We start from the raw sequence: 25865 nt of genomic DNA on the forward strand, positions 1-25865 counted from the left end.
AAGTCACCAAGAAAAGTTATGTCTCGCTTCCTACAACTCTTCGGCATCCATCCGCTTTCTGCTTTTGCACTACTCACCGTAGATCTCATGCTCTTCGGTAACGACACCTTACTAGGCCCAGCAGGATGGCTCATCTCAAGCCTTGTCGGCCTCGCTCTCACAATTCCTGTCTTCCTGCTCCAACGCCACGCCTATCACGACTCCACGCCCCTAGCCCTCAGCAAAGCCCTCCTTCTCGGTATCCTCACAGCTATCCCCACCGCACTCCCCAGCACCATCACGGGCACAAGCGGCCTTCTAGGGCTTGCAGGCACACTCAAACATTACCTCGATTCAAAAAACAACCCCACCCCCACACCCCCACCTGCTGAAAAAACACAGCAGAAAAACTGGTATGATGTCCACTGACCCCGCCCAAGCCCACGACCATCCTTCACTAGTCTCCTACTGGCCAGAAATCATCGAGAGCATCACAGAAGGCTTTCTCCTCATCGCCCCAGCACCAGACTGGCAAGGCCTATTCATCAACCGTGAAGCCCAACGCCTCTTAAATCTGCCCCGAGAAAATTTCATCGCTCACAACATCTGGCATCACCCCACCTTCCAGCAACTCGACCTACTCCGCTCCATGCTCATCCAAGCTTGGCAAGACCGCATGCCGCTTCACTTCGAAGACGAATTCCCCCACAAAGACAAAGCCTCCCCTCGCAACCTTGAATTCCACATCTACCCCACCCCCACAACCCTCTGCATCCATGTCACAGACATCACCACACGAAAACAACACGCCATCGCTATCGCACGGCTCGCCGCATTCGCTCAATTCAACCCCAACCCCTTCTTCGAAATCAGCCGCCAAGCCCAAATCCTCTACACCAACACCGCCGCCCAACAAACCGCCGAAAAACTCCACCTCCCCACCCCCAAACATCTCCTCCCCCCACAATACCCCGAAATCACCCGCGAACTCCTTCAAACTCCTCTCATTTCAAAAAGCCTCGAACATTCCCTTTGCGAACACATCTTTCAATGGCACTTCTTTGCCATCCGCGAACACCAAATCGTTCACGCACACGGCATCGACATCACCGACCGCGTGCGCCTCGAGGCACACCTCCGACAAGTCCAAAAAACTGAATCCATCGGTCAACTCGCAGGCGGCATCGCCCACGATTTCAACAACCTCCTTACCGTCATCCAAGGCTACGCCCAAATGATCGAGCGCGACCCGCAATCCCCAGAATCCATCCGCCATCACGCCCAGGAAATCATCTCTACAACCCAGCGCGCTGCCTCCCTCACACGCCAACTGCTCGCCTACAGCCGACGCCAAATTGCTCAACCCAAGCCCCTCGATCTCAGCGCCACCTTACTGCGTCTCATCGATCTCCTCCATCCACTCCTAGGCGAACGCATTAGCATCCAATTTCGCGAAGACCACAAAATCCCACTGATCTACGCCGACGAAAACATGATCGAGCAAGTCGTCATGAACCTCTGCGTCAACGCTCGAGACGCCATGATGCCACAAGGAGGCACCCTCACCCTCGCCCTCTCTACTGCCAATCTCACAGAAGATCAAAACCCAAAAATCCGCACACCCGGCCCCCACGTCTCTCTCAGCATCAGCGACACCGGCTGCGGCATCCCCCAAGAAATCCAATCCAAAATTTTTGAACCATTCTTCACCACAAAAGAAGTCGGCAAAGGCACTGGCCTAGGATTAGCCGTCGTCGAAGGCATCGTTCGACAACATAACGGCTGGATCGAACTCAAAAGTGCCCCAGGGCAAGGCACAACCTTCACCATCTACCTACCAACCTACCAGAACCCGACAGAGACAATCTCCCAAAACTCAATTCCCTCAGCACTCCACACCCCCCCCCCTCCAACTCACACCCCTCCGCCAACCAAGACAATCCTCATTGTCGAAGATCAAGCCAACCTTCGCCGCCTCGCCCGCCTCACCCTTCAAAAAGCAGGCTACACCATCCTCGAAGCAGAATCCCCTGCTCAAGCCCGCAAAATATGGGAAAAAGAACGAGACCGAATCGACCTCGTTTTCACCGATATCGTCATGCCAGGCCAAGAAAACGGCCTAGAAATGGCTGCCGCCTTCGTCCAAGAAAAACCCCAGACTCGCATCATCTTTTGCACCGGCTACAGCGAAGACCTCATCGAAGGCAAAAACCCACTCCTCGGCCAAGCCGCCTTCATCGCAAAACCCTACTTCCCCGATACACTCCTTGAGACAACACGCAAAATGCTAGCCATCTAAATCCACCCCCACCGAGCCCCCATCCGCTACCAAATCATACTCACGACTATCTACCACACGCACCTCATGAAACGCACCGACCTCCAAATGTTTCGCCACAAAAACCACCCCATCCACATCCGGCGCATCACCCTCCGATCGAGCTATCCCCGGCCGATCAACTAACACTCGCAGCGTTTTCCCCACCGCCTCCTTAGCTTTTTCCAAGGCGATATCGCGTTGCAACGCCATCGCCCGATGCCAGCGCAATTCTTTCACCTCATCCGAGATTTGGCCGCTCATCTTCGCCGCGCGAGTCCCCTCCTCTTGCGAGTAACGAAAGACCCCCACCCGCTCAAAACGCACCTCCGAGATAAACTCCAAAAGCTCTTCAAACTCCTCCTCTGTCTCACCAGGAAAACCGACTATAAATGTCGTCCGCAGCGTCACCCCAGGAATCCCTCTACGAATCCTCTTCACCAAATCTCGGATGTATTCCCCCGATGTCTCTCGACGCATCCGCTCCAAAACCGAGTTAGAAATATGCTGCAAAGGCATATCCACATACCGCGCCACCTTATCGCATTCAGAAATAGTCGCGATCAACTCCTCACTCCAATGCGCCGGATGCGTGTAAAGAAGCCGCACCCAAAAATCCCCCTCAATCCCCTGCAAAGCCCTCAACAACGTCGATAAACTCTCCCCTCTGCTCGAATCAACAGGAGTCCGCGGACCAACCCGATCCCCCCACCGATCCATTCCAAAATAAGTCGTATCCTGCGAGATCAAGTTCAACTCCCGCACCCCATCCGCCACCAGTCGTCGCACCTCGTTCACCACAGACTCCACCGTTCGACTACGATGCCGACCACGGATCTGCGGTATGATACAAAACGTGCAAGGATGATTGCACCCCTCAGCAATTTTCACATACGCATAATGCCGCGGCGTCAATCGAAACCGCGGAGTATCATAATCCGGGACGTAGACAGACCGCCCCACTACAAATTCCCCTTTATGCCGTCGCTGCACTTCCTCATCTCCACTCATCAATCCAGCAATCACCTCCGCCACACGCGGCACTTCATCCAAACCAATAAAAGCATCCACCTCAGGCAACGCCTGCGGCAATTCCTTAGAAAACCGTTGTGCCATACAACCCGCCACAATCAGCTTTTGACGGCGCCGCCGCTTAACCATCCCACGACGCCTATGAGCCTCCAAGATTGTCTCTATACTCTCCTCCTTAGACGCATCGATAAATGAACACGTATTAATTATCAACACATCCGCCTCATCAGCATCTTGCGTCAACGACATCCCCGCCCTAAATAAATGCCCCGCCATTACCTCCGTATCCACCAAGTTCTTGGCACACCCCAGTGAAATCAAACCCACCTTAAGACCAAACCCACTCCCGCCGCGCATCGCTCCCTGCCCTTCCTTATTCAGCTTTAGGAATTTGAAATTCCATCGGGCTACGCTCCTCGCTCAATACACCCAACTCCTTACCATCAAGAGATACCTTCACCGCTGCAGGCACAGAAAATGTCAGCACAAACCGCTCTGCCTGAAACTGTCGTCTCTCCCCTGGTTCCATCACATCACTAAAAACCTCCACAGCCTTGCCCGATGTCACCTCCGTTACCCGCACCCAGCTATGCTCTGATGTCTCCAACGTCAACTGCCTCAACCCCGAAGAAATCAGACTAGGCTTGGCAGAAGCAGTCCCATCGGCGGAAGAACCTGCCTCTGATGGCTTTACCTCGCTAGACGCCCCCACCGATGGATTAACAGGTTGAGCCCGCGGAGCAACAATTCCCTCACCTACGACCTCACCCACAGGAATTGCGCGCGCCACAATAGGCTCACCCTCAGCATTGCCTCCCACCGCACTCCCCAAAGCAGGATTCAAGGGAAGCGCGCGAGGAATCCCCAATTCTTCCTCGCCAGACGCGACCTCTGTTGAATTTCTCGGTATTGACCACGGATTAACTGGAGCTGCAGGCGCAACACGCTCCTCTGATTGATTAGCTTGCTCTATAGGAGTCGATGCCACGCTCCGTGCATCGATTTGCCTCGTAGCAAGCCCTGTTCCTGGCGTGTGGAGATCAACCCAAAACACTTTGTAAAGCAATATCCCAATAATGCACAACATTATCCCCCCCGCTATCATCATCCCTATCTCTCTCTTAGTAAAACGAAGATGCTTATCCCCCGTTTCCTCAGGTATGTAATTCACCGGATTAGAATTCAAAAAAATCTCCTCATCCTGCTCATTAATAAATCCATCCAGCTGATCAATCAACCGATGCTCATCTAGCCCCAAAGCTCGCGCATAAATCCGAATGAACCCCCGCGCATAAGCTGGGGCAGCAAATCGCGAATAATTGTTATTTTCCAGCTCCATGAGTTGCTCGACCTTAATTTTGGTTGCTTTCGAAGCCGCCTCAAGGGTCATCTTGCGAGCCAGCCGAGCCTCACGAAGTTGTTGACCTATAGATTTCATCGCGACCATGACCTATCACTCACTTCAACGAAAAATGGACTCTATATCAAAACTTTCCAAATCTATCAAGATGTCCCTGTCATTATTCCCATCCTTTGGACCGACAATACCGCGTTTCTCCAAGAAATCCATAATCCACGCCCCGCGCCCATATCCAATCCGAAGCCGACGCTGAATCAACGACGTGCTCGCTCGCCCCTCCGCCTTCATCACTTCAAGTGTCTTGCGAATCAATTCTTCATCTTCAGGTGTTAATTCCCGCCCCAAAGTCTCCTCATCCGATTTCTCCGCAAGCTTCTGTTGAATCTCCTGCTCATACGCAGGGGGCGCCTGCCTCGCACAAAAACGCACCACCTGCATAATCTCCTCATTCGAAACATAAGGCCCCTGCCCACGCTCAGGATTCGGACTCGTCGAGTTCAAAAATAGCAAATCCCCCGCGCCCACTAAATTTTCCGCCCCACCCGTGTGAATAATCAACCGCGACTCCATGTTGTTCGCCACCTGCAAAGCAATTCGAGCAGGTATGTTTGCGCGCACGACGCCTGTAATCACCTCCTTACGCGGAGTCTGCGTCGCCAAAATCACATGGATACCCGCAGCCCGTGCCTTCTGCGCAAGCCGATCCAATGCCTCTTCCACCTCTTTCGGCGAAGTCTGCATGAGATCCGCATACTCGTCCACCAAGAGCACAATGTAAGGCAACCGATCCGGCAAATCCTCTTCGCTCTTCCCTGTTTCTACACCTTCAAAAAGCGTGTCAGTAAAATCAGTCTCCGCTAGTTTTTTCTCCGTCTTCTTTCGCTCATTAAATTCTGTGATATTCCTTACCTTAGCCTTCGCAAGCAACAAATATCGAGCTTCCATCTCCCGCACAAGCCAATTCATCGCCCGCGGCACTTTCTTAACATCCGTCAATACAGGCAACGCCAAATGCGGCAGTGAATTATACATCGTCAACTCCACCTGTTTGGGATCCACCATCAACAGCCGCAACTCATCCGGCCGAAACCGAAAAATCAAACTCATTATTATACAATTCACACACACGGATTTGCCCGAACCCGTCGTCCCCGCCACAAGCAAATGCGGCATCTTCGACAAATCCGCTATCATCGGCCGACCGTTCACATCCTTGCCAATAGCTATCGGAATATTCGCTTTAGTATTTCGCCACTCATCCGATTCAAAAATATCTCGCAGCAAAACCTTCGCCTTCTCCTCATTCGGAATCTCAATCCCCACCGTATCCTTTCCAGGCACGGGCGCTAAAATATTCACACGCACAGCCCGCAATGTCCGCGCTAAATCCTTATTCAAATTCACAATCTCACTCACTCGCACGCCCTTCGCAGGCACAACTTCATACCGTGTAAACGTCGGCCCAATCGTCACAGGACCCGGCTCCACCATGATCTTGTAGTCCGCCAACGTGCTCACTATCACACCCATTTTACTCTCCGTCTCACTTTGATAACTCTCGCTCCGCGCCCGTGAATGCTTGTTTTCCTCAAGCAAACGCAACGGCGGCAACTCATAATTCTTAATCGCCTCAATACTCGCCGACGCGACCTCCTCCATCTTCTTCCCAGACTCCCTCTCCTCTTTCTCAAGAGCTCCTCCACTCGGCTCCTTCCGCCGTTTCGGCACCGTATTATCAATAATCTCCGTAGGTCGAGTCGAGACTGGCAGCTTGTTTTCCTCCCCCTCCAAATTCGCCGCATCTCCTACCTCCTCGCCCCCAAGCAGCGCACGCCTTCCCCTCCTATTTCGCTGCTCGCGCTGCGCACGCAAAATCTCCGCCTGTATCTTCCCCTCTGCCCCCTGCCTCATCAAACGCTCCTCCCACCACCTCTCCCACAAATCCTCCACAAAATACCACACCGCCAGACTCGAGCGAATCGGGTGCAAATTAAATGCCACAAAAAAACATCCCACACTCCAGACCCCAAACACAATCCCCGCACCCACTTGGCCAAAATAATTCTCAAAAAAACCCTCGTTCAAAAAACTCCCCAAAAACCCTCCCGCCGACACCAAATTATACCTCTGCACCAATCCCGTCTCAAACCACCCCGTCAAATCCAGCCACCCCGCCTGCCCCAACAGCAACCCCACTCCCCCAAGCACTCGCACCCCCCACTCCGTCTGCGTCTTCCGCAGCAACGCCACCACCGCCCCCATCATCAACACCGGTATCCAATACGCCGCCAGCCCCAGTAAACTCAAGCAACCCCAGCTCCACAACGCCCCAAAGCTCCCCACAAAATTCACCGGCCGTGTATTCGGCGGAAACTTATTAAACCCCACATCACTTGGCGTATAACTAATCAAACTCAACACCGTCAAAATCGACACACCCAACACCACAAACGCCACCACCTCGCCATACACCGCCAACCACCAACTCCCACCTCTCTCTATCTTACGCCGTCCCATACCTTGCTTTTATACTACCTCCAAGCCCTAATTAAAATTCAAAAACACCACCACACCCATCCTCCCACCACACCCCGCCACAACTTCATCCACAGCCACTACGAATTTTTAATGCAACTCCCCGCTCCCCCATCTACCATATCCCTCACCCTCATGGACGACCCCTTTTTCGGCTCCACCCAGACGCTATGGTTCACCCTATCCTTCCCAGATTTCCTCCTCTCTTTTCTCGCACTAACCCTAGAAAGCGCACCATTCCTTCTACTCGGCGCCTTAATCTCATCAGCAATCGAAACGTATGTCCCCCTAGATGCCTTCACACATAGACTCCGCGGATCCAAGACCAAATCCATCGCCATCGCCCTCCTCTTCGCCTTCCTCTTTCCCGTCTGCGAATGTTCCGCCGTTCCCATCGCCGCTATGCTACTCCGCCGTGGAGTGCCACCCGTCGGCGCGCTCACTTACCTCCTCGCCTCCCCCCTCATCAACCCTCTCGCTCTCCTCAGCACCCTCATAGCTTTCTATGGTCAATCCCCCCTCATCATCGCCCTGTGGCGCGTCGGCTTAGGCCTACTCACCCTACTCCTCACAATCCTCATCCTCACCTACCGACGATCCCATTTCCTAAACCTCAACCTCCTCCTCACCACCCACAACCAACCGCCCCCAGCCTGCCAAACCCTCCTTCTTAGCCTTACACGCCCCGCTGCCGACCCCCGTCTCCCACGCTTTCTCGCACTCACCGCCCATAGCTTCATCGCCGTCCTACCCTACTTGATCCTCGGCTGTGTCCTAGCCTCACTCTTCAACACTGGCATCAACCGCGAAACCGCCCAACACGCCCTCACCCATCCCCTCTTCGCCCCCCTCGGTTCCATCCTCCTTGCCCAACTCCTCTGCCTCTGCAGCACCACCGACGCCTTCATCATCGTCGCCTTCTTCAGCCTCAGTCTGCCCGCCAAATTAGCCTTCCTCATCGCAGGCCCCCTCATCGACATCCGCCTCTTCATCCTCTACAGAAGCCTCTTCACCACACGCTTTGTAACGCTCCTCTGGCTCACCCTCACCCTCCTCACTTGGATCCTCATCCTCATTTTCTCCCCCCTCATTACAACATGAAATCCACCCCATCCTCCCACTAACGATGCTCAAAGCCCGCCCTGCCTCCTTCATCCTTGCCACATGGGGAACCTTCCTCCTCCACGCCACACTCTCAGGCCAGACCACCGCCCTCTTCCACCCCATCTTCATCCCCATCATCTTCTCCGCCAGCCTCATCCTACTCACCCTCTCCTTCCTCCTCCTCTACTACACCATCCCCCCTCCCGACACCCCGCCCTCTCCCCCATTCCCAGCCGACCCCACAGGCCAAGAAGAATTCCCCCTCACACATCTCAAACCCACCCCCGCCCGCCTTCGCCTCACCTCCCAACTAGCCCCCACTCTCCTCATCCTCCTCCTCACCCTACCCCTCCTCACCGCTAAAATCCTCGCCCCAGACACCTTCTCCGAAATCGTCCTTCAAAACCGCGCCCTCCCCAACGCCGCCGACCTCTGGAAACGCACCACCGCCCAATCCTTCGCCGACCTCATCCACACCTGGCAACAAATCCCCCACGACGACCCCATCCCCCTCGACGTCCGCGAAATCCTCCTCGCAGGCGCCGACCCTCACGGCCGCTCCATCCTCGAAGGTCGCCGCGTCGAAGTCATCGGCCAAACCCAACCCCTCACCCCCACCACATTCCACATCTCCCGTTTCCTCATGCTCTGCTGCGCCGCCGACGCCGTCCCCCTCTCCATCACCGCCATAGGCGAACTCCCCGAGTCCCCCTCACGCTGGCACAAAATCACAGGCCGCCTCTACTACGAACCCCTCCCAGAAGACCTCCAACTCCCCACCGCACAACACCGCATCCCCTTCGAACCCAAAATCGAAGTCGAGCACATCACCCCCACTCCACCCCCTCGCCAACCCTTTCTTTATTAACCTCCAACCTACCTCCCTCCCATCACTCCACACCCACAACCCCACTTACCCTCCGCCTCACCAGCCACCCTTCTATCCCACAAAAAAACGCCCGACCGAAAGCACACTAAGCCAGCGTCGCCAAAGACAACTGCGACTACGTCGTCTTCGTCAAACGCGCCCTTCAACTCCTCAACGCCCGCCGCCAGCTCGTCTCCATCCTCCCTCCACAAATTCCTCAACGCCCAATACGGTCAGCCCCTCCGCGAACTCCTTAACAAAGGTCGCCACCTCCGCCACGTCGTCCACCTCGGCGACCAACAGATTTTCCCCGGCGCCACCAACCACGTCTGCCTTATCTTCCTTGCCAACGCCGCCGAAGCCTGCCGCTAGATACGCGCCGACGACCTCCTCGCCTGGCTTGCGTGTTTCCCTGCGAATTCGAGAAGGAAGTTGAACTCGCGCCTGACCTCCTGCACCGGCTCATCAAAGGCGAGGACAGCAAACACTACTGCCTCACCACTACGAACCGCCTCATCGTGTTTCCCTACGCAGACGGAGAATTGATCCCTGAACAGCAACTCAAGCAAACGCTGCCGCTGACGTGACGTTATCTGAACGCAAACGAGAAGGCGCTTGAAGCTCGCGAAGGTGGCCTCATGAAAGACGACCGGTGGTTGAGCCACGGTCGGACGCAGGCTCTCGAGGTCATGCCACTTCCCAAACTGTTCACACCCGACATCGCTCCGATCGCGTTATTCTCCTTCGATTCTACCGGGGAGCCCTTCTTTACAGGAGGCGTGGCGGGGGCAAACGGCGTCTTTAGTTCACCCGCCTGACCGTTCCCAATTCATCTTGGGACTGCCCAACAGCCGTTTGCTCGAATTTTCTATCACCGAATCGCGACGCGGATGCGCGGAGGCTGGTTCAACTACAAATCACACCTCATCCGCTAGCTCCCCATCCGCTCGATCCATTTCGGTGTGGCCTCAGAGTGGGCGGAGCACGACGCTTTGGAGGGTCTGGTCGAGCGCATCCTGGCGGTCAAGCGGGCCAACCCCGCTGCCAACACCACCTCCATCGAACGCAAAATTGACGAGCACGTCTATCGCCTCTGCAGCCAGACGCCCAAAGCAATTCGGATCCTGGAGGAGCGAGATGAGCGATCGGCCAGGCCAACACTTTGCATTTTGGAGTGCGGCAACCTTGCTGCCGCTTTGAAAAGCACCGACAACAGTCGGCGCACTCTAAACAAAACGCCGACGGCAGCCGCCGCAGTCCAAGAAAAACGCCATTGTTAAAACGCCGTTGTAAAAACGGCGCACTCCAAAGAAGGTGACTGCCACTTTTAACGTGAGAAGAGATGCTGGACCATCATCACTGACTTCAAAGCAAGCTGCCCTGGCCACGTCCAACATAAAGGGACTTGCTTGCCACCTATTCACTGAGCCAGTTCTATCGCTTCTTCCCTCCCAAAATAAAAGGACCTGCCTGTCTCCCATTCACCGACTTCGTGGCGGGAGGCCCGGCCACACTCAAACTCGATACCGGCCTAATCTACTGTGCTGATTGTGTCTCACTTTTGAGTTGGTATCGAGATGCCCGAGAAGGTGTCACTTATCTTTTGTCATTTGCTAAACGCAAAGAGACCGGTTAACCTCAGTGATATGTCTTCGTTAAACATTGAGCAAATCAAGGAGTCGAGTCATGGATTGCGCGGGAATATAGCTAAGACGCTTGCTAATCCTGAAGCCACTCATTTTGATGAAGCCGATGCGATCTTGCTCAAGTTTCACGGCACGTATCAACAAGATGACCGCGACCAGCGCGCTGCATTAAAAGCCGCCGGCGCAGACAAAGCCTGGATATTTATGACCCGCGTGAAGTTGCCCGGCGGACGAATCACCGCCGAGCGATACCTCGCGCTGGATGCTCTCGCCGATCAGGTAGCCAACGGAACCTTACGCATCACGACCCGACAGGGCATCCAGTTTCACGGCGTGCTCAAAGTGGGGCTTAAGGAGTGCATCGCTGCAGTCAATCGATCAGGACTCACGACCTGGGGGGCCTGTGGTGATGTGGTGCGCAACACCATGGCACCAGCCACTCCCTACCGCACCCCTGCTTACAAAGATGCTCACGCTTTGGCGCGGGAGATCAGCGACACCTTTTTGGCAAGATCGTCAGCTTATGTTGACATTTGGATCAACGGCGAACGGCTCGGCGAAGAGCCCGCAGAGGAAGTGGAAGAGCCGATTTACGGACGCCACTATTTGCCTCGAAAATTCAAGATCGGTATTGCGATTCCGCCACGAAATGATGTGGATATCTACACCCAGGATCTAGGCTTCATTGCTCATATAGGCGATGATGGCCGAGTGGAGGGATACACCGTCACAGTCGGCGGCGGATTTGGGATGAGCCATGGGAAACTGGATACGTATCCCGTGCTCGCTAAGCCGCTATTTTACGTGCGACGCGAGCATGCGCTAGCCGCCGCAATTGGCGTTGTCACCGCACAACGCGATCACGGTAACCGCACGGATCGTAAACGTGCACGTCTAAAATACGTGATCGAAACCAAGGGCGTCGATTGGTTCCGCGAAGAAGTGGTGAAACGGATGCCTGCAGGGACCCCGTATGAAGCGCCGCGCCCTGTAAAATTTACAACCGTCGCGGACGATCTCGGATGGCACGAGCAAGGCGATGGACGGTTTTTCTATGGATTGTGGGTCGAGATGGGACGTGTGAAAGACCGAGAGGGGCGGCGAATGCGGGCTGCCTTGCGGGAGTTGGCCACTACGTTGAAAAAAACCTTCGTTTTCACACCGAATTGCAACGTTTATATCACCGACGTAGAGGCTCAAGAGCGAGCCGTCGTGGAGGATATCTTAACGCGCCACGGATGCTTGAACCCGATCGATCTGTCTCCTTCGCGAGGACTCGCGCACGCCTGTGTGGCTTTGCCGACCTGTGGATTAGCCTTAGCAGAGAGTGAGCGCGTCTTTCCTCGAGTGATGGAAAAAATTGATGCTGTGATGGCTGAGCTTGGGTTGTCGCAAGAGAGGATTTTGTTTCGCATGAGTGGGTGCCCAAATGGATGTTCACGCCCTTACAATGCTGACTTTGCCTTTGTAGGACGTGCTCCTGGAAAATATGCGTTTTATGTAGGGGGTTCGCACGTCGGCGATCGGCTTGCTGGGCTCGAAGAGAAAGTGCTATCTGAATCAGATATTCCCTCTGCGGTGAAGAAATATCTCAGCGAATATGCACGAGAACGATTGCCCGGCGAGTCGTTTTCTGCTTACTGGGGGCGGACGCATAAGAACGGGCCAGCTCCGCGGCCTGAGCAATTCCATATCCCAAGCAGTGAGAGTGGGAAGAAGTTTGTAGAGACGGAGTAAGCTGCGTCTTTTATACAAAGGTTTTTCCGAAAAATCGTGTCTTTGCTTTTTAAATAAAAGTTGTAGCTTAGGCTACACATTGTTATGTGTGCTATAAGCAGATGTGTTTGTTTTCCTTGGTTGCTTTTGTTGGGAGTGAGCGTGTGGCTAGGCGTCGTGAGAAGCACGGCAGTGGAGCAAAAACAAAGGTCTCAAAGCATGCGAGTCGTGTGCACGACTGGCATGATTGCTGAGATTATAAGGGAAGTAGGCGGAGAGCGTGTGGGGTGTCGCGCTCTTATGGCTCCCGGGGTCGATCCGCATAGTTACAAAGCGACATTGCAAGACGTGCAATGGCTCAAAGAGGCCGAGTTGGTGTTTTACAACGGATGGCTTCTTGAAGGGCGGATGACGAGCGTGTTGGAGGCTCTGTCTAAGCAGGGGAAACGAGTGGTCGCGCTTGCAGAGCGCCTGCCGATAGAGCGACTCATAGCTTTGGATGCGAAAGGGAAACTTTACGATCCACACGTCTGGCATGACGTGAGTTTGTGGTGTGAAGGGATTGCAGTAGTCGAGCAAGTCTTAACTGAGGTCGATCCAGAAGGAGCTCTGTATTACAGGCAGAGAGCAGAAGAACTGGCGGAACGTTGGAAACAGCTTGACGCGTGGTGTCGTGAGCAGGCGGCGCGTGTGCCGAAGGAGCAGCGGGTGCTAGTGACCAGCCACGATGCGTTTCATTATTTTGGAAAAGCTTATGACTTTAAGGTGGTAGGATTGCAGGGAATTTCAACGGTGTCGGAAGCATCGCTTGCGGACATAGTGCGCCTTGTCCGATGGATAAATGAACAGCGGGTGCCTGCTATTTTTGTGGAGAGCAGCGTCAATCCATCCGGTATTCGACGCGTGGCCAAAGAAGCAGGCGTGACGATTGGGGGCGAGCTTTTTTCGGATGCCCTCGGAGCGCGTGGAGAACGGCGACGTGGCTATGAGGTGGATCGGTATGAGGGAATGATGCGTTACAACATGGAGACGATCGTGGAGGCGCTTACCAAGCCCCGGAGCTAGATAGACCCAAGATGGAGAGGTTATCGGTGCCGTTGCGTTCGATGGCTTAAGTAGAGCTATAGAGATAGGGTTTTCTGCTCACCTTATGATAGGCGTGATTAGTTTCTTGGCGTGCTGTGATATAAGATAATAGAGAGCCGCAAAACGCGGGCGGTTTTTTGAGATTACTCTCCCACGACAAAAACGCGACCTTGTGGATCGCGAACTTTTTCGCCAGAAGCAATGTTGCCGACGTAGAGCTTGCTATTGTCGAAGGGACTGATGACGTAGCGCGGATTTTTTTTGTCACGTTCTGCGACAGGATAGACGGTGCGCTTTTGATTTACTTGATTGGCGGCGACGCCAGCGAGTGCGCCGGCTGCAGCACCGGCTAGAGCCCCCATGCCTGCAGCGCGGTCGTCGCCATCGGTTGCGACGGATCCGATACCGGCGCCGACGGCTGCACCGATGGCTGCACCGCCGAGGACGGTGCTCGTGCCGGGGGATGGCTCAGTCGCACACCCTGCAAGTAGTGTGCAAGCTAAAGCTACGCTAGTGATTTGACTAAGTAGAGAAGGACGTATCGAGAGATGCACATGGGAAATTTATTTTTATAACCGCTGTCGTCAACTCTCTCTTTGGGCTTCGCTTGGGAATTCTTGATTGAGGACTTTTTTCAAATAGTGACCGGTGATGCTGGTGGGGTGTTGTGCGATTTTTTCTGGTGGGCCGCACGCAACTAAGTAACCGCCGTCGCGACCTGCTTCCGGGCCGAGATCGATGATGTAATCGGCGCATTTGATGAGGTGGAGGTTGTGCTCGATGACGATGAGGGTGTTACCGGCGTCACGAAGTTTGTAGAAGACTTCGATGAGCATTTGGACGTCAGTGAAATGGAGGCCTGTAGTGGGTTCGTCGAAAATGTAAACGGTGCGGCCGGTAGCTTTTTTGGCGAGTTCAGCGGCGAGCTTGATGCGTTGGGCTTCACCGCCGGAAAGGGTGGTGGCTTGTTGGCCGAGTTTGAGGTAGCCGAGGCCGACTTGGGCGAGGGCGAGGAGTTTATCGCTAACGCCGGGGATAGCTCGGAAGAAATTGATGCCTTCATCGACAGTCATTTCGAGGATGTCTGCGATGTTGCGTCCTTTGTAGAGGACTTCGAGGGTTTCGCGGTTGAAACGTTTTCCTTTGCAGACTTCGCAGGTGACGTAAGTAGGTGGGAGGAAGTTCATTTCGATTTTGATGACTCCATCGCCTTGGCAGTGGGGGCAACGGCCGCCCTCGACGTTGAAGCTGAAGCGTCCTGGGCCGTAGCCGCGCACGCGGGCAACGGGTGTGGAGGCGAAGAGATCGCGGATGCTGTTGTATGCGCCGACGTAGGTGAGGGGGTTGGATCGGGGCGTTTTGCCGATGGGGCTTTGATCTACGACGATGACTTTATCGACTTCTTCTGAGCCTTCGATTCGATCGTGGTCACCTGGTTTTTCTTTGCTGCCGTAGATGCGGCGGAAGAGGGCGCGGCAGAGGACGTCATTGACGAGTGTGCTTTTGCCTGAGCCGCTGACGCCTGTAACGCATGTGAAGAGGCCGAGGGGGAAGCTGACGGTGATATTTTTGAGATTATTTTCGCGTGCTCCGATTACGCGCAGCCAGCCGATGTATGGTTTTCTGCGGATTTTTGGCACGTGGATTCGCTCTTCTCCGCTGAGAAAACGTCCTGTGAGTGACTGGGGATGGCTCATGATTTCATGGGGCGTGCCTTGCGCAACGATTTCTCCTCCGCGTGCGCCGGCTTTGGGGCCCATGTCTACGATGTGGTCGGCTGCGCGCATCATATCTTCATCGTGCTCGACGACGATGACGGTGTTGCCGAGATCGCGGAGTTGTTGGAGCACACGGATGAGTCGGTCGTTGTCGCGTTGGTGGAGGCCGATGCTGGGCTCGTCGAGTATGTAGAGGACGCCTGTGAGACGCGAGCCGAGGTGGGCTGCGAGTCGGATGCGCTGGGCTTCACCGCCGGAGAGCGTGCTGCTTTCGCGGTTGAGGGTGAGATAGCCTAGGCCGACTTCTTTGAGGAAGGTTAGGCGGGAGCGGAGTTCTCTTATGATTTCTCGTGTGACGTGTTGCTGGTAGTTGGTGAGTTGAAGGTCTTCGAGCCATTGGAGGAGTTCATTGATGGTGAGGTTGCTGACTTCGTGGATGTTTAAGTTTTTTTGATTTTTTGAGGGGATGCGAACGGCTAGGATTTCTGGGCGTAGTCGTGCGCCGAGGCAGACACGACAAGGTTTTCGCGAGAAGAAGGCTTCTAGGCGGCGTTTGGTGAGCTCGCTTTCGCTTTGTTGGTAGAGGCGTTCGCAGAGGGGGATGACGCCTTCGAATGGGCGTAATACGTTGGGTTTGTTTGTCTGGAGGAGTGGGGTGTTTCCGCTGCCGTGAAGGACTGTTTTGCGGAAGGCTTCGCTGGTGTCTTTCCATCGGCGCGTCATGGGTTCTCGGAAATGTTTGGCTAGAGTTTCGAGGATGGTCTGATAGCCCGTTGCGAGGCTGGCATTTTGGCGGCGCCAGGGGGCGATGGGCATTTCTTCGAGTGTTTTTTCGGGGTCGGGGACGATGAGTTCAGGGTCTGCTGCAAGTTCTGTGCCGAGGCCGTGGCAATGTGGGCAGGCTCCGTCTGGGCTATTAAAAGAAAAGTGTCGTGGGGTAAGCTCGGCAAACGTAAAGCCTGTCTCGGGGTCGAAATTGAGCGTGCTTACCCACCATTCTTGGGGATTTTCTGAGAGTGCGCCGCGTAGGATGAGGATGCGTTTTTCGCCGTAGTTGAGGGCGGTCTCGATGGAATCGGTGAGGCGTTCACGTGCGGCTGGATGGACACGTAGGCGATCTACGACGATTTCGACGGTGTGTCGGCGGCCTCGCTCGAGGCTAGTGAGGCCTTCGAGCTCACGCACTATTCCGTCTATTCTTGCTCTGACGAAGCCGTCGCGGCGGGCGCGCTCGAGGATGTCGCGCCATTCGCCTTCGCTATTGTTGACGAGGGGTGCGAGTATGTGAATGGGGGTGCCTTCATTCCATTTGAGGATTTCATCGACGATGCGTTGGACGGTCCAGCGCTCGAGGGGTTTTCCTGTTTTGGGGTGATGTGGGGTGCCGGCGTGGGCGAAGAGGAGGCGGAGGAAGTCGTGAATTTCAGTCGAGGTGCCTACGGTGGAGCGGGGGCTGCCGCTGACGGTTTTTTGTTCGATTGCGATGGCTGGGGAGAGGCCGTCGATGGCGTCTACGTCAGGTTTTTCGAGTTGATCGAGGAATTGTCGGGCATAGACGGAGAGGGATTCGACATAGCGGCGTTGACCTTCGGCGTAGAGGGTATCGAAGGCGAGTGAAGATTTGCCGGAGCCGCTGACGCCGGTGATGACGATGAGGCGGTTGCGAGGTAGGGTGAGGTTGAGGTTTTTGAGGTTGTGTTGGCGTGCACCGACTATGCGGATTTCCTCAATTGGCATAAATGGGTGATGATAGTCGAGGTGGAGGGTGGGCCAATGATTTGATTGTGAAAGTTTCGTAACCGTTGGGTGGTTTTGGCTTGGGGGGGTTATCTTTGAGCGGGTAGGGGAGTGGGGGGTAGGGCGCGTTGGATGAGTCGAAGGTTGTGGTGGTATCCGGGATTTTGTGGGGCTAGGCGGATGGCTTCTTGGATGTGGAGGAGGGCTTGGGTGGGGTTGCCGTTTCTGAGGTGGGCGACTGCTAGGGCGTTTTGTATGTCTGGATGTGGGGGGAGTTTTTGTGCGGCTTCTTGTATGAGGCTGAGGGCAAGGGCGTTTAGGTTATCTTGGGTTAGGGCGTTAAAATAGCGAAGGATGATGGGGAGGGGTTGATTTGTGGAGGTGATGGCTTTTTTGTAGGCTTCGTTGGCTTGGGGCAGGTCTCGTCGGCGGAGGTAGATGATGGCGATTTCTATCCAGATTTCGGCTGGGTCGGGGGCTATGGTGAGTGTTTCGCGGAGGGTGGCTTCTGCGGCATCGAGTTTACCGAGGTCGAGGTAGAGTGAGGCGAGGCTTTTGCTGATTTGTGGGGCGTAGCGGCGCGATTTTTTTTTGAGTTGGTAGGCGCGCTCTAAGAGGGGGAGGGCTTTTTGATTTTGGCCTTGTTTTTGAAATTCTCGGGCTAGGTTGTGGAGAAAGATGGCGCTGTTGGGGTTGTGGCGGACGGTGTGGAGGTAGAGTGTGAGGTTGTTTTTCCAGTGGGTTACTTGTGGAGCGGTGTAGAGGAGAGCTGTAAGGATGATGGCTGCTATGGGGAAAGTTAGCGTAGGTAGGCGTGAGAGTCCTTGGGTGGCGACTAATGCTAGCGGGAACATCGATAGGTAGAGGTAGCGGTCTGCTACAGTGGAAAAGTTTTGGGAGCTGAAAGGGATCAGGCCGAGCACTGGAAGAAGCAGAGTGCTGGCGGAGAATATGAGCAGTATTGTGGGACGCGTGCGCGGTATGCGCCAGGCGATGAATGCGAGGAGAATAGGTAGTAGAAGGCCAGTGACTGCGTAGCCGTGCGATTGAAGGGCGACAGGCGGTGTGCGTCCGTAGTCGGGGATGATGGGGTAGGGGAAGAGGAGGTGTTTTGCGTAGAATCCGATGGCATCGAAGGCGATCCAGAGGCGTTGGTGAAGGGAGGGGAAGTGCTCGATGAGCCAATCGGGCTGTGATTGTTTGGTGATAAGAGTCCAAACTAGGCCGATGGATAGCCAGAGGATGAGGAGCAGGACTTGCGGACGTTTGATGGTGAAGTTTTGTGAGGCGAGGAGTATGCCGAAGGCGCAGAGTGGGAGGCTGACGTGTTGGGGTTTGGAGGTGAGCGCTAGGGTAAAATAAAGTGAAGCTTTGAGGTATGTGGCTGAGAGTAAGGAAGGTGGGGCTGGTGTTTTGATTAGCTCGCCGAGGGCAAGTAGGCAGAAGAGGGTTGCGAGGAGGGTGCCGGCATTAGAAATCCAACTGACTGTTTCTACTTGCACGGGATGAACTGCGAATAGAAGGCTGGCGAGAAGCGGGCGTAGTTTATTTGCTTGGTTTGAGGACTGCTGGGGTGTGTGGGGGGAAAGTGGGGGTGTTGCGAGGTGGTGTGCTGCTAGTTTGTATACGAGTAATGTGTTGATCAGATGCAGCAGGAGGCTGAAGGCTGAGAAAATCGTGGGATGAAGACCTGCTGGAGCTGCAGGTGATGGGGGAAATATCGACTGCGAGAGAATCGCGATGAAAAGCCAAGCGGAGTAGATGAGTGGTGTGTAAAGGCCTGTCGCTAGGGTGTAGGCGCCTGACCAGAATGCAGAGAGATTTTCTAATCGCGCTGGGTTAAGGTAGGGGTTTTGGACAAGGGTCATCAGCTCGTCGTCCCAGACGAAGTGGTGGGTGAGGTTATGCCCAAAGGTGATGAGGATGAGGATTGTGATTGCGAGGGTGTGTTGTAGGGGTATGGGTTGCTGAGCGGGCGCTCGTTTCACGTGTTATGGAGGGGAGGTGGGACGATACGGTGGTGAGGGAAAATTGCGTTGTTTGTGTGAGTTTATTTGAGGAATGGCTTAGCTTTCTCCATGAAGTCAAAGTGGGCGGGGTAATTCTTTTCGTTGCATGCAGAGAGAAAGGCTTGAAGTTTTGCGCGCTGATCTGCAGTGAGGTTGGTGGGAAGTTCGACTGTGACGCGAACGTTGAGGTCACCTTGCTCGCCTGTGCGCGGATCTGGAAGGCCGCGTCCTCGGAAACGAAAGATTTTTCCGGTGGTGGTGCCTGGAGGTAACTTTAGAATGGCTGGACCGCTTAAAGTTGGAATTTTGAGCTCTCCACCGACCATGGCTTTAGCAAAGGGGATTGGGATTTGGACGAAGAGGTCATTGCCGTCTCGCTCGAAGATTGAGTGCGGCTGGACGTGGACCACGACGTAAAGATCACCGGGCGGGCCTCCGTTTAATCCTGCTTCGCCGGCTCCGCTGCGGCGGAGGCGCGTGCCGTCTTGTATGCCTGGGGGTATTTTGATGGGGATATCTACTTGCCGTAGAGAGCGGCCTTCTCCGTGGCAGGCTGGGCATTGTTGTTCATAGATTTGGCCTGTGCCATGGCAGCGGGGGCATGTTTGGACGACAGAAAAAAATCCTTGTGAGGTGCGGACTTGTCCACGGCCATGACATACTGGGCATATGATGCGTCGGGATCCGGGCGCTCCTCCGCTGCCGTGACAGGTGAGGCATGTGTCCATTTTTTGAATTCGAATGACTTTTTCGCAGCCGCGTGCGGCTTCATCGAAGGTAATTTGTAAATCGTAACGCAAGTCTGCGCCTCGGGCTTGCGATTGTCCGACTGTGCTTCCGGTGAATGCTTCTTCGAAGATGGATGAGAAGAAGGATGAGCCGCCGGCTGCTGAGCCGAAGACTTCGCGAAATATTTCAAAGGGGTCATGGAAGCCGCTGAATCCCCCAGAGCCGCCGCTTCCTGCGCCGGAGAAGGCTGCGTGTCCGAAGCGATCATAGGCGGCGCGTTTTTCGGGGTCGGATAGGACTTCGTAAGCTGCTGTAATTTTTTTGAATTTTTCTTCAGCGGCTTTGTTGCCAGGGTTTTTGTCGGGGTGGTATTTGATGGCAAGGCGTCGGTAAGCCTTTTTAATTTCTTCTGTCGAGGCGTTGCGGGGGACTTCGAGGAGTTGGTAGTAATCTTCTTCTGCGGCCGGCATAGTGTCTATGAGCTAGGAGGCATTTTTTGGGCGACGTTGACTAAGGCAGGTCGCAGTAAGCGATCGTGCAATTTGTAGCCACGACGGATTTGTGCTATGACGGTTCCTTCAGGGTATTCATTGGTGGGGATGTGTTGGGAGGCTTCGTGTAGGTGAGGATCGAAAGGTTGCCCGACTGCATCGATGGGTGTGATTCCGTTTTCCTTCAGGAACTGTTGGAGCTGTCCGTGGACCATTTTGAATCCGAGTAGGATATTTTGGTCGCCGGCGTTTTCAGCGGCTTGGAGACCTAGTTCGAAGTTGTCTATGATGGGTAAGAGGTTTTCTAGAAGGGTCTCTGCGGCGTAGCGGATGGCCTCTTCTTTTTCGCGAATGAGGCGTTTGCGTGCGTTGTCCCACTCGGCCAGGACGCGGAGATGTTTTTCTTGCGCTTGGTCTAGGGCTTTGAGGACGGACGTAGCTATGAGTGTGAATGCTGGTTCTGGGATTGAATCTGATGCGGGTGGAGGCTGGCCGATTTTGTTTTTGTCGGTTTTATCAGAGGCATGTGAATTTTGCATAGGCGCTGGGTAAACAAGAATCAAAAGGTATTGTAGCGAAAAATGCTTGCTTGACTAGTTGTATATGTAAGCCGCTTTTTAGGCTTGGCGCAGCGTTTCTAAAATTTCTTGTGGGTGGCTATCGGGAGAGACGCGTCGGAAGATGTATCGTATGCTGCCGTCTGGTGAGATGACAAAGGTGGTGCGTTCGATTCCCATGTGCACTTTGCCATAGAGTTTTTTTTGAACGTAGGTGCCATAGGCTTGGGCGATGGTTTTATTTTCATCAGATAGTAGTGTGAAGGGGAGTTGGTATTTTTCAGCAAATCGCGCATGGGAGGCAGTGGAATCAGGGCTGATGCCGCAGAGGGTAACGGGGATCGCTGCAAATGAAGAGTAGAGATCTCGAAATGCGCAGGCTTGGCGTGTGCAGCCAGGGGTGTGGTCTTTGGGATAAAAATAGAGGACAAGTGGCCGCTTTGTTGCAAGAAGGGAGTGCAGGGTGTGGAGTTTTCCGTGCTGGTCTAGGGCTGAAAAGTCAGGTGCACGGGATCCGGGCTGCAATGCGATAGGGTCTTTTGTTTTCATTGCTCGTTTGTGGTTCTGCTTTTTTTAAGCGCGGATTATTTTGCAATAGAATTGCATGCTAGCAAGAGACAGGAAGAGGATGACAGGGAGGGCGGCTGCGAGATAAGGGTGGAACCTCCCGCTGGAGCCCATTGCGCGGCTAAGCTCCTGAATGAGCCAGTAGGCTAGCAGGATGAAAATTGCTGCGGTGACGTTGATTGGTCGTCGTGAGGCTAATTCTGCAAAGCCTGCCACAAATGCGGCTGTGGAAAAAATCAAGGGGATGAACAGGGCCGTGTAGCGAAAAGCATATTCGGTCATGTAAAGAAACCGATCAGGGTGGTGAGTGCGGGTGTGGATGTCGATGACGTGTTGTAGATCGCGGTTGGTGAGGAACGGGGCGGGTGTCTTGGTTAATAAGATTGTGTGGGGGTTGAGGGTGAGGGTCGGGACGGAGAGTTGTTCATCCCAGGATTCTTGGTTGGTGGCGTTTTGTGGGGAATAGTGGAGTGTTTTCACTTCTTGCAAGTGCCACGATTGGCCGTCCCATGAGGCACGCCGGGCGAAGTATTTACAGAGGTCTCGGCCGTTGTGTCGTTGTAGAATCTCTACACTTTCAGCGTAGTGGTCACGTCTATGAAAGCGTCCAAAAAACCATATTTGATCTTTCTCAGGATCGCGCAGGATGAGGTTGAAGAGCCAGTCGTCATCTCTGTTGCGGGAACGAATCTCATCGAGTATAGCGCGTCGCACTGCTTGGCTTTCGGGAATAAGAGATTGTTGAAAGAGATAGAGGATAGTTGTAGCACCGACACTCAGAAGCAGATAAGGACGCGCTAGGGTTGTGATTGGAATTCCGCAGGCGAGGATCGCAGTGAGCTCTTGGCGTCGGCGAAGTTGATTTAAGGAATATAGTATCGCGAAGAGAAGCGCTATCGGGAGGGTAGTATATGTGAGGAGTGGGAGTTGTGCGGTGTAATAAGAAATGACGCGGGCAAGGGGTGTTTTGTGTTCAAGAAAATCGTCTAGGGTGCCAAATAGATCGGCGATAATCCACAGGGAGGCGAGCGCTAGAAGGTTGAAAATAAATGGGAGAGCGAAGGATTGCAGAAGATAACGTTCGATACGAGTTATCATGGTATCATGGTATTATGGCATATTGAGGTAGGATGTTTGTTGTTTTCGTGAGGCGTAACACTAGCCATAGTGGCCGGCATGGAAGCGTCAGCCAATGTTAATGTGTCAGTTTTTTCTTCGCTCATTCAGAGGCAATATGAAAGTCTGGATCGAGTCGTCAAAGCTTCGGAGTCAGCTCTTTTGAAGATAGAGAAGATTGCTGTGTGCGTGGTAGAGGTATTGCGGGAAGGGGGGAAAATTTTGACTGCTGGCAACGGCGGGAGCGCGGCTGACGCTCTGCACATGGCAGAGGAGTTTGTTGGGCGCTACGCCAAGAATAGGGTTTCATTACCTGCATTGGCTTTATGTGCGGATGGCACTGCTTTAACTTGCATTGCTAACGACTATGGGTTTGAGGATGTGTTTGCGCGGCAGGTAGAGGGATTGGGCCGTAAGGGTGATGCGTTGATTATTTTTTCTACGAGTGGAAATTCTAAAAATCTGCTTCTTGCTCTGCAAGTGGCAAAGAGAAAAGGCCTTAAGACAATTGCTTTTTTAGGGAAACAAGGAGGCATGTGCGCAGGACATGCGGATCTGGAATGGATCGTTCCCAGCGAGATGACGGCGCGCATTCAGGAGATGCACACGTGGGCATTGCACTGCATTTTAGAATGCGTAGATGCAGTTTATGAGTAAGATTCAAAAGAGGGTGCCGGCGCCAATCTGAAGGTGCGAAATCAATCGCCGGCAAGCGCGCGGCAGGTGGCTGATAGCTCACGCATCTTTTGTGAAAGGCGATCTATAGCTAAACGAATTTGTTTAATATTTTCTTGGACTGAAGGAATGGAGGCAACGTCTTGTTCAATAAGTGAAAATTCAAGCACGATGCAGGCGAGATCATTCGCCATGTCGTGAGCAATACGTCGTGCCTGGTGAGAAAGTGATGGAGTCGCGGGATCAGGAATCGGCATATTGTGGAATCAGTTGCCCGTCCAGTTTTTAATCCATTGATGGACATTTTCAGGCTTACTCCCAAGGCTCCAAAGGTCGTAGAGGCCTTGGTTAAAACGTGCCTGCGTGAGACTCGAGTAACCATAAGGACGGCGGTAAGGATCGATAAAATGATAGGGAGGTGTAGAGGAGACATGGTTGAGTTTGGCTTGATAATAGACGGGAATGGAAGGAGAGCTGGGCGTGGCCTGAGGGGGGATGTTGGGATCTCCTCCACGCAACGCGCCGTAGAGTATGTTGCCAGCTGAAATGTAAGCACTCGTTTCTGTGGTGTAAGCTTCACCGGCCTGAGGAACACTGGCTTCAGGGTAATCGCCTTGCTCATCTTTGTAGCTTTGTAGCGCTAGCTCAAGCGCTGCGATTTCAGCTTGAGCTCGGCTGCGTTTCCCTTTTTCGAGAGCGAGTGGTGCTATGCCTGCTATTATGCCTGCCAGTAGGCCCACAACTGCCATAGCTACGAGTAATTCGATTAACGTAAAGCCAGCCTTCTGTCGTGTAAGGGAGATTTTTGGAAGGGACATGCGTTTATCCTACCACGTGACGATGAAGTTGCGTTGATTGGTTTCTTTTAAACCTTTCGGACCTAAACTCCAGACTGCCGCAGTCGCATTAATCGAAACGTAGCCGCTTACATTGCGAACATCTGGAAGGTCGGTGATGACTCCGTCGAGATTATCGTCGATACGGATCTGGAAATCGTTTTTCCACGGATCAAGAACCTTAGTTGCTAGTTTTGGATTGGGGTTATCTAGGTATTTAACGGGGAATTCGACGAAGACAATTTGCCGTGCGTTGAGAGGCGAGGCTTCTGCTCCAGAAAGCATCGCGTATGCTTGTGTTGGCTCAACCTGACTACCCACTGCAAGAGGCCATCTTTGATATTCGGCTAAGTATTGAGTAAAGCCGTTGACCATATTTTGAGCTATTGTGAGTGCTTCTACACTTTTGGCACGTTTCATGACCATCGGAACCACGGCAACCGCCAGCGAGAGAAGTATCCCAATGATGGCGACTACAACAAGTAGTTCAACGAGCGTAAAAGCTTGTATCTTGGGGTTCCTCGACATTCTTGAGAGTAGGGACATGGCGTTTAGGCGTGGCAGTAATTTGGATGCTAAGAAGTTTTTACGCGGCTTGCAACGTGTTTTCAAAGTTCGCAAAGTCCTGCATGGGCGCCTATACGAGCATCCTACCAGGATTAGCTTTTGTAAATAGCAGTGCCTTGTGTTAGTCTAATCATGTATGTCTTCCCTCGCTTCCAAAGCGCTACATCTTGAAAACTTGCGAGTGCGCGATTTTCTTCCGTTGATCACACCAGCGGAAATCCACCAACGCTACCCCATCTCAAATCGTGCGGCAGAAATCGTGCATCAAGGCCGTGAGACTATTAAGGCTATTCTCCGTGGCCAAGATCGACGACTGCTAGTAATCGTAGGCCCCTGTTCGATTCATGACGTAACAGGAGCTATGGATTATGCCCAGCGACTTGTTCAGCTCCGTCCGAAGATTGAAGATGCAATCTACCTAGTGATGCGCGTTTATTTCGAGAAACCGCGAACAACAATCGGCTGGAAAGGATTAATCAACGATCCCCACATCAACAACACAACGGACATCAACAGCGGTTTAGAAATTGCCCGTAAGCTTCTTCTCGAAATTGCTGAGCTTGGTTTGCCCACTGCCACAGAAATGCTCGACCCAATCGTGCCTCAATACATCGCCGATCTCGTCTGTTGGGCTGCTATCGGAGCTCGCACGACTGAATCACAGACTCACCGTGAAATGGCCAGTGGCCTTTCGATGCCTGTCGGTTTTAAAAACAGCACCGATGGTAGTGTGCAAAACGCCATAGACGCCATGGTCTCCAGCCGCAACCCGCACAGTTTTCTAGGCATCAATGAAGAAGGTCGCACCTGCATCGTGAAAACCCGCGGCAACACTGATACCCACATCATTTTACGCGGAGGAAAACAAGGCACGAATTATGAACCCAGCTCAATCCACGCGGCTCAAGAAGCTCTACGCAAAGCCAATCTACCTCCTACGCTGATGATTGATTGCAGCCATGGCAACTCCAACAAAGTCCCCGTTAAACAACAAATTGTCTGGCAAAGTATTCTCGATCAACGCACTAAGGGCAACCACGAAATTATAGGCGCTATGATCGAAAGCTACATAGAAGAAGGCAATCAACCTCCTGCCCCTATCGAAAAACTCATCTATGGCGTCTCCATCACTGATCCGTGCATCAGTTGGCCAATGACCGAGCAAATGCTCATCGAAGGCGCTACCATTCTACGCAAAGCTCAATCTTGAGGCGGCCTGT

At 53.6% G+C, this 25865-nt stretch carries 24 protein-coding genes; 11 read left to right on the forward strand and 13 right to left on the reverse strand.

Going from position 1 to position 25865, the window contains the following annotated elements; translation table 11 throughout:
- Positions 1–18: 18 nt before the first annotated feature.
- Both NZM04_01280 and NZM04_01285 read left to right on the forward strand, forming a co-directional pair.
- The gene (locus NZM04_01280) at positions 19–408 is read left to right on the forward strand and encodes a hypothetical protein (GenBank protein ID MCS7062676.1); all 390 of its coding nucleotides are present in this window, start codon (positions 19–21) and stop codon (positions 406–408) included.
- Positions 395–2278, forward strand: coding sequence for an ATP-binding protein (locus tag NZM04_01285; protein MCS7062677.1), 1884 nt, complete (start codon positions 395–397; stop codon positions 2276–2278). The genes NZM04_01280 and NZM04_01285 overlap by 14 nt, the downstream gene beginning before the upstream one ends.
- On the opposite strand, the gene rimO is transcribed toward NZM04_01285, so the two are convergent.
- The 3 genes from rimO to NZM04_01300 are packed head-to-tail and all read right to left on the reverse strand — an operon-like array spanning position 2267 to position 7205.
- The gene (rimO, locus tag NZM04_01290) at positions 2267–3685 is read right to left on the reverse strand and encodes a 30S ribosomal protein S12 methylthiotransferase RimO (protein ID MCS7062678.1); all 1419 of its coding nucleotides are present in this window, start codon (positions 3683–3685) and stop codon (positions 2267–2269) included. The genes NZM04_01285 and rimO overlap by 12 nt on opposite strands.
- A 16-nt stretch (positions 3686–3701) precedes the next feature.
- A complete protein-coding gene (locus NZM04_01295) occupies positions 3702–4775 on the reverse strand; it encodes a DUF4115 domain-containing protein (GenBank protein ID MCS7062679.1) in 1074 nt (357 codons plus the stop codon).
- A 15-nt stretch (positions 4776–4790) separates the two neighbouring features.
- On the reverse strand, positions 4791–7205 hold the full coding sequence (locus NZM04_01300) for a DNA translocase FtsK (GenBank protein ID MCS7062680.1): 2415 nt from the start codon (positions 7203–7205) through the stop codon (positions 4791–4793).
- A 3-nt stretch (positions 7206–7208) separates the two neighbouring features.
- On the opposite strand from NZM04_01300, the gene NZM04_01305 reads away from it, so the two are divergent.
- The 7 genes from NZM04_01305 (at position 7209) to NZM04_01335 (ending at position 13622) form a co-directional block, all read left to right on the forward strand.
- Positions 7209–8324: a permease gene (locus tag NZM04_01305; GenBank protein ID MCS7062681.1), complete on the forward strand. Its 1116-nt coding sequence runs from the start codon at positions 7209–7211 to the stop codon at positions 8322–8324.
- Positions 8325–8349: 25 nt separating this feature from the next.
- Positions 8350–9195, forward strand: coding sequence for a hypothetical protein (locus NZM04_01310; GenBank protein MCS7062682.1), 846 nt, complete (start codon positions 8350–8352; stop codon positions 9193–9195).
- Between the two features lie 404 nt (positions 9196–9599).
- The gene (locus NZM04_01315) at positions 9600–9782 is read left to right on the forward strand and encodes a hypothetical protein (protein MCS7062683.1); all 183 of its coding nucleotides are present in this window, start codon (positions 9600–9602) and stop codon (positions 9780–9782) included.
- Between the two features lie 51 nt (positions 9783–9833).
- The gene (locus NZM04_01320; protein ID MCS7062684.1) at positions 9834–10013 is read left to right on the forward strand and encodes a hypothetical protein; all 180 of its coding nucleotides are present in this window, start codon (positions 9834–9836) and stop codon (positions 10011–10013) included.
- Positions 10014–10157: 144 nt separating this feature from the next.
- The gene (locus NZM04_01325) at positions 10158–10475 is read left to right on the forward strand and encodes a hypothetical protein (GenBank protein ID MCS7062685.1); all 318 of its coding nucleotides are present in this window, start codon (positions 10158–10160) and stop codon (positions 10473–10475) included.
- Positions 10476–10841: 366 nt separating this feature from the next.
- Positions 10842–12578 carry an NADPH-dependent assimilatory sulfite reductase hemoprotein subunit gene (locus NZM04_01330; GenBank protein MCS7062686.1) on the forward strand — a complete coding sequence of 579 codons (1737 nt, stop codon included), beginning with the start codon at positions 10842–10844 and terminating at the stop codon, positions 12576–12578.
- A 198-nt stretch (positions 12579–12776) separates the two neighbouring features.
- On the forward strand, positions 12777–13622 hold the full coding sequence (locus NZM04_01335; protein MCS7062687.1) for a zinc ABC transporter substrate-binding protein: 846 nt from the start codon (positions 12777–12779) through the stop codon (positions 13620–13622).
- 164 nt (positions 13623–13786) lie between these two features.
- Here NZM04_01335 and NZM04_01340 read toward each other — a convergent pair whose 3' ends face one another.
- From NZM04_01340 to NZM04_01370, 7 genes are all read right to left on the reverse strand, one after another.
- Complete coding sequence (locus NZM04_01340) at positions 13787–14197, reverse strand: hypothetical protein (protein ID MCS7062688.1); 411 nt, start codon at positions 14195–14197, stop codon at positions 13787–13789.
- 30 nt (positions 14198–14227) lie between these two features.
- Positions 14228–17098, reverse strand: coding sequence for an excinuclease ABC subunit UvrA (gene uvrA / locus NZM04_01345; protein MCS7062689.1), 2871 nt, complete (start codon positions 17096–17098; stop codon positions 14228–14230).
- 89 nt (positions 17099–17187) lie between these two features.
- Positions 17188–19086 carry a tetratricopeptide repeat protein gene (locus NZM04_01350; protein ID MCS7062690.1) on the reverse strand — a complete coding sequence of 633 codons (1899 nt, stop codon included), beginning with the start codon at positions 19084–19086 and terminating at the stop codon, positions 17188–17190.
- Between the two features lie 62 nt (positions 19087–19148).
- Positions 19149–20306 carry a molecular chaperone DnaJ gene (gene dnaJ / locus NZM04_01355; GenBank protein ID MCS7062691.1) on the reverse strand — a complete coding sequence of 386 codons (1158 nt, stop codon included), beginning with the start codon at positions 20304–20306 and terminating at the stop codon, positions 19149–19151.
- Positions 20307–20311: 5 nt separating this feature from the next.
- Positions 20312–20866 (reverse strand): nucleotide exchange factor GrpE, encoded by a 555-nt coding sequence (locus NZM04_01360; GenBank protein MCS7062692.1) that lies wholly within the window; start codon positions 20864–20866, stop codon positions 20312–20314.
- A 78-nt stretch (positions 20867–20944) separates the two neighbouring features.
- Complete coding sequence (locus NZM04_01365) at positions 20945–21433, reverse strand: peroxiredoxin (GenBank protein ID MCS7062693.1); 489 nt, start codon at positions 21431–21433, stop codon at positions 20945–20947.
- Between the two features lie 24 nt (positions 21434–21457).
- Positions 21458–22549 carry an LptF/LptG family permease gene (locus NZM04_01370; protein ID MCS7062694.1) on the reverse strand — a complete coding sequence of 364 codons (1092 nt, stop codon included), beginning with the start codon at positions 22547–22549 and terminating at the stop codon, positions 21458–21460.
- Between the two features lie 78 nt (positions 22550–22627).
- Here NZM04_01370 and NZM04_01375 point away from each other — a divergent pair, with 78 nt between their 5' ends.
- Entirely contained in the window at positions 22628–23224 is a 597-nt protein-coding gene (locus tag NZM04_01375) for an SIS domain-containing protein (GenBank protein MCS7062695.1), read from the forward strand.
- A 41-nt stretch (positions 23225–23265) separates the two neighbouring features.
- Here the strand turns inward: NZM04_01375 and NZM04_01380 are convergent, their stop codons facing one another.
- Genes NZM04_01380 through NZM04_01390 form a run of 3 tightly spaced genes read right to left on the reverse strand, consistent with a single transcriptional unit; the run spans position 23266 to position 24690 of the window.
- Complete coding sequence (locus NZM04_01380) at positions 23266–23499, reverse strand: hypothetical protein (protein ID MCS7062696.1); 234 nt, start codon at positions 23497–23499, stop codon at positions 23266–23268.
- A 9-nt stretch (positions 23500–23508) separates the two neighbouring features.
- Complete coding sequence (locus tag NZM04_01385) at positions 23509–24060, reverse strand: prepilin-type N-terminal cleavage/methylation domain-containing protein (protein MCS7062697.1); 552 nt, start codon at positions 24058–24060, stop codon at positions 23509–23511.
- 9 nt (positions 24061–24069) lie between these two features.
- Complete coding sequence (locus NZM04_01390) at positions 24070–24690, reverse strand: type II secretion system GspH family protein (protein MCS7062698.1); 621 nt, start codon at positions 24688–24690, stop codon at positions 24070–24072.
- Positions 24691–24781: 91 nt separating this feature from the next.
- On the opposite strand from NZM04_01390, the gene NZM04_01395 reads away from it, so the two are divergent.
- The gene (locus NZM04_01395) at positions 24782–25855 is read left to right on the forward strand and encodes a 3-deoxy-7-phosphoheptulonate synthase (protein MCS7062699.1); all 1074 of its coding nucleotides are present in this window, start codon (positions 24782–24784) and stop codon (positions 25853–25855) included.
- Positions 25856–25865 lie beyond the last annotated feature (10 nt).

The organism is Candidatus Methylacidiphilales bacterium, from assembly GCA_025056655.1.
In the GTDB taxonomy this organism is placed as follows: domain Bacteria; phylum Verrucomicrobiota; class Verrucomicrobiia; order Methylacidiphilales; family JANWVL01; genus JANWVL01.